At 68.3% G+C, this 4,323-nt stretch carries 4 protein-coding genes and 1 pseudogene; all 5 read right to left on the bottom strand.

Going from position 1 to position 4,323, the window contains the following annotated elements; genetic code table 11:
• The coding region (gene gltX / locus Q1K57_RS00100) for a glutamate--tRNA ligase (RefSeq protein WP_300077397.1) at positions 1 to 1,229 on the bottom strand (1,229 nt) is incomplete at its 3' end.
• Positions 1,230 to 1,327: 98 nt separating this feature from the next.
• Entirely contained in the window at positions 1,328 to 1,828 is a 501-nt protein-coding gene (locus tag Q1K57_RS00095) for a flavin reductase (protein ID WP_300077394.1), read from the bottom strand.
• 75 nt (positions 1,829 to 1,903) lie between these two features.
• A complete protein-coding gene (locus tag Q1K57_RS00090; RefSeq protein WP_300077391.1) occupies positions 1,904 to 2,401 on the bottom strand; it encodes an aromatic ring-opening dioxygenase LigA in 498 nt (165 codons plus the stop codon).
• A gap of 169 nt (positions 2,402 to 2,570) precedes the next feature.
• Positions 2,571 to 3,764: an elongation factor Tu gene (tuf, locus tag Q1K57_RS00085; RefSeq protein ID WP_300077388.1), complete on the bottom strand. Its 1,194-nt coding sequence runs from the start codon at positions 3,762 to 3,764 to the stop codon at positions 2,571 to 2,573.
• Between the two features lie 148 nt (positions 3,765 to 3,912).
• Positions 3,913 to 4,323 (bottom strand): annotated as a pseudogene (gene fusA, locus Q1K57_RS00080) (elongation factor G); the annotation flags it as partial.

The following is a 4,323-nucleotide window of genomic DNA, read 5'->3' as shown; positions in this document are numbered from 1 at the left end:
CGGAGCCCCGCCTGGAGGGACGCGTCGTCCCACGTGGGCAGAACCTCGAGGACAGCGAGCGCGGCGTCCAGGACGTGTGCGGCATCGTCGCCGAGTGCGTCGACGGACGCCTCATCGAAGGCGAGGTCGGCGTCCGGGGTGAACAGGAACTGCAGCTTGGGCAGCGCCTCCGACAGCAGCGTGAGCCGCTCCTGGATGAGCGGCGCGGCCGCGCGCAGGGTGGCGAGCTGCTGCTGGCTGGGCTCGGCCCACTCCCCCGTCCAGACGAGGTGCTCGGCGATGCGGTCGGCCAACGCGTCGGGGGTGAGCGCGCGGAGGTAGTGGCCGTTCAGCCAGGCCAGTTTGTCGAGGTCGAAGACCGGGCCGACGGTGTTCACCTTCGCCCAGTCGAAGCCCTCGACGAAGGCGTCGAAGGTGGCAACCTCGGAGTCGTCATCGGCCGGTGGGTAGCCGAGCAACTGGAGGAAGTTGCGCAGCGCCTCGGGCAGGAACCCCTGCTCGCGGAACCACAGCAGGCGGGCGGCCGGGTTCTTGCGCTTGCTGATCTTGGACTTGTCAGTGTTGCGCAGCAGCGGCATGTGCGCGAACGCGGGCACGTCCCAGCCCAGCCAGCGGTAGAGCTGCACGTGCTTCGGGGTCGAGCTGATCCACTCCTCGCCACGTACGACGTGGGTGATGCCCATGAGGTGGTCGTCGACGACGACCGCCAGGTGGTAGGTGGGGAAGCCATCGGCCTTGAGGATGACCTGGTCGTCGGGCACCGGCGCCGTGATCGGGCCGCGGATCAAGTCGGTGAACGTGGTGTCGACGCCGTCTGGGATGCGCATGCGCACCACGGGCGTCTCGGTGAAGCCGGGCAGCTGCGCCCGCTCGTCGCGGGTCTTGCCGAGACACAGCCGGTCGTAGCCGGTCGTCGCCTGCTTGGACGCCGCCTGCTCGGCGCGCATCTCGGCGAGCCGCTCGGCCGAGCACCAGCAGTAATAGGCGTGCCCGGCCTCGAGGAGCGCCTCCACGAAGGGACGGTACGTGTCGAGCCGCTCCGACTGCCGGTACGGCGCGTACGGCCCGCCCACGTCGGGGCCCTCATCCCAGGGAAGCCCCAGCCAGCGCAGCGTGTCGAAGATCTGCTGTTCCGACTCGGCGACGTAGCGCGCCCGGTCGGTGTCCTCGATGCGCAGCACGAACGCGCCGTGTTCCTTGCGCGCGAACGCCAGGTTGAACAGGGCCATGTACGCGGTGCCCACGTGCGGATCGCCGGTCGGGGACGGGGCGATGCGCAAGCGCGGCGTCGTGGGTGTTTCGGTCACAGCGCGCCAGTCTACCGGCGTCACGGGGTCAGGTAGCCGCCCCTCACGTGGGCGAGGGGTGCGGCATCGCGCAGCTCCACGTGCTCGATGGTCGCGACCACCTCGGTGGACCAGCCGAGGTCGCGCCGGTCGAGCACGCGGGCCCCCAGCCACGAGCCGGACGCCGCTGGCACCGGCCCCCAGTCGGTGTCGGTGAACGCGGCGAGCCGGAACGGCCCTCCGGGCGCCGGGGCGACGCCTGCGAAAGCCTCGGCCAGTAGGCGGTCCGCAGGTGTGAGGATCGCCACCGTGAGCGTGTCGGTCAGGCCGAGGGCGAAGTCGGAGTCGGGGTCGACGAGGCCGACCACGACCGGAGGCTCCCCCAGCCCGATCAGCACCGAACTCACCGTCAGGCCGACGCGGCCGGGTCCGGCCCCGCTCGCCCACAGCGTGACCGGCTGCACGAGGCGTCCGCGGAAGCGGCGGGCGGCGTCCCGGCGATCCCTCGGCGTGGCAAACGGGTGATCTGCGTGGATGCTCACCCGGTGACCGTACCGACAAACGAGGGCGGGGCGGCCCCCTTGGGTGCCGCCCCGCCCGTCGCGCTCAGGCGCGCGTCACTCCGCGTCAACCCGCACCGACGCCGGCCGCACCGCGTTCTGGCGGGCGACCGACAGGAACGCCCAGCCGAATACGAGCAGCGTCAGGCCGACGCCGATGGCGAACAGGCAGACGCCGTAGGACAGCACCGACGTGAACAGCGAGGCGCGCAGGAAGGAGGCGTTCATCACCGAGGCGCGCTGCTTGGTGAGCTCCTCGGCGAGCGCAGTGTCTCCGGCGGCCGTCGCTTCGCGAGCCAGCGTGCCCAACTCGGCGTAGGTGCGCCCCTCGGAACTCTCAATGGCGTGCTTGTTGATGATGTCGGCCTGAGCGAGCGCCGAGAGCGGATCCTGCACCGTCGCGCCCTGCATGAACGCGGCGTCTTGCGGAACGGTGATCCGCTCGGCGGCCAGCTGCGAGGTGACGACTCCCCACACAATTCCCCCGGTGAGCACGAAAAGAATGCCCATGATGAGGGAAACGACGCCCGCGGTCTTGAGTGGCTTGAGATTCATGACAAGTTCCTCCAGGTGTGGGCGGCTCCATCGCGAGCCTCGGACCGGAGCCCGATCTTACTACGGAAAGTCGTAGTCAGGTCAACATTGACGCCCCAGTACGGCACTGGGCCCGCACCCCCTGTCGGGAGTGCGGGCCCAGTGGACGGTTGCGTCGACCTCGATCAGCTCACTTGAGGATCTTGGTGACGTTGCCAGCGCCGACCGTACGGCCACCCTCACGGATGGCGAACTTCAGCGCTTCCTCCATGGCGATCGGCTTGTTGAGGTGCACGGTCATGGAGGTGTTGTCGCCAGGCATGACCATCTCGGTGCCCTCGGGCAGCTGCACCACGCCGGTCACGTCCGTCGTGCGGAAGTAGAACTGCGGGGAGTAGTTGCTGAAGAACGGCTTGTGCCGGCCGCCCTCCTCCTTGGTGAGGACGTAGACGTTCGCCTCGAAGTCGGTGTGCGGCGTGACCGAACCCGGCTTGCAGACGACCATCCCACGCTCGACATCGTCCTTCTTGGTGCCACGGAGCAGCAGGCCGACGTTCTCGCCCGCGCGACCCTCGTCGAGGATCTTGCGGAACATTTCCACGCCGGTGATGGTGGAGGTCTGCTTCTGCTCGCGGATACCGATGATGTCGACCGTCTCGCCGGTCTTCACGATGCCGCGCTCGATACGGCCGGTGACGACCGTGCCACGACCGGTGATCGTGAACACGTCCTCGATCGGCATGAGGAACGGCTTCTCGGTGTCGCGCTCGGGCTGCGGGATGTACTCGTCGACCGCGTCCATGAGCTCGAGGATGGTCTCGGACCACTTCTCGTCGCCGTTCATGGCCGGGAAGGCGGCCACGCGCACGATCGGCAGGTTGTCGCCGTCGAACTCCTGGGCGCTGAGCAGCTCGCGCAGCTCCATCTCGACCAGCTCGATGAGCTCCTCGTCATCGACCATGTCGCACTTGTTGAGGGCGACGACGATGGCGGGGACGCCGACCTGGCGGGCCAGCAGGATGTGCTCACGCGTCTGGGCCATCGGGCCGTCGGTGGCGGCGACCACGAGGATCGCGCCGTCCATCTGCGCGGCACCGGTGATCATGTTCTTCACGTAGTCGGCGTGGCCGGGGCAGTCGACGTGCGCGTAGTGACGCTTCTCGGTCTGGTACTCGACGTGCGCGATGGAGATCGTGATGCCGCGCTGACGCTCCTCGGGGGCCTTGTCGATCTGGTCGAAGGCCGACACTGCGTTCAGCTCGGGGTACTTGTCGTGGAGCACCTTGGTGATCGCCGCGGTCAGAGTGGTCTTGCCGTGGTCGACGTGTCCAATGGTGCCGATGTTCAGGTGCGGCTTGGTCCGCTCAAACTTGGCCTTTGCCACGTGGGCTCCTCTTTCTTGTTCCGTCGCACGCGGATCGCGCGACGGCAGTCGTTACTGAACTTCAAGGGTCGGCCCGCCAGCAGGCGGACCGTCCCATTTTCGTGCAGCCCGCTGGGAGAGTCAAACTCGCCCAGCGGGCCGCAACGGGTCAGTCGGTGCCTCCGCGGCCCTTCTCGATGATCTCGTCCGCCACCGACTTGGGGCACTCACCGTAGGAGTGGAACTCCATCGAGTAGGACGCCTGACCCGACGTCTTGCTGCGCAGGTCGCCGACGTAGCCGAACATCTCCGACAGCGGGACGAGGGCGCGCACGACCTGGTTGCCGTGCACCTCCTCCATGCCCTGGACGGACCCGCGGCGGCTGTTGATGTCGCCGATCACCGTGCCAAGGTAGTCCTCGGGCGTGGTCACCTCGACGGCCATCAGCGGCTCGAGCAGTGCCGGGTCGGCCTTGCGGGCGGCCTCCTTGAAGACCATCGAGCCGGCGATCTTGAACGCGAGCTCGGAGGAGTCGACGTCGTGGTAGGCGCCGTCGAGCAGCGTCACCTTGATGTCCTC

Origin of the sequence: Propioniciclava sp., assembly GCF_029977985.1 — a bacterium.
Taxonomy (GTDB): Bacteria; Actinomycetota; Actinomycetes; order Propionibacteriales; family Propionibacteriaceae; genus Propioniciclava.
The sequence above is the reverse complement of the archived record's forward strand: the minus strand, read 5'-3'. Positions and strand labels throughout refer to the sequence as shown.

Bases quoted from the DNA above. Each gene is read 5' to 3' on its own strand.
- Q1K57_RS00090 (WP_300077391.1), bottom strand. From the start codon at position 2,401: ATGAATCTCAAGCCACTCAAGACCGCGGGCGTCGTTTCCCTCATCATG.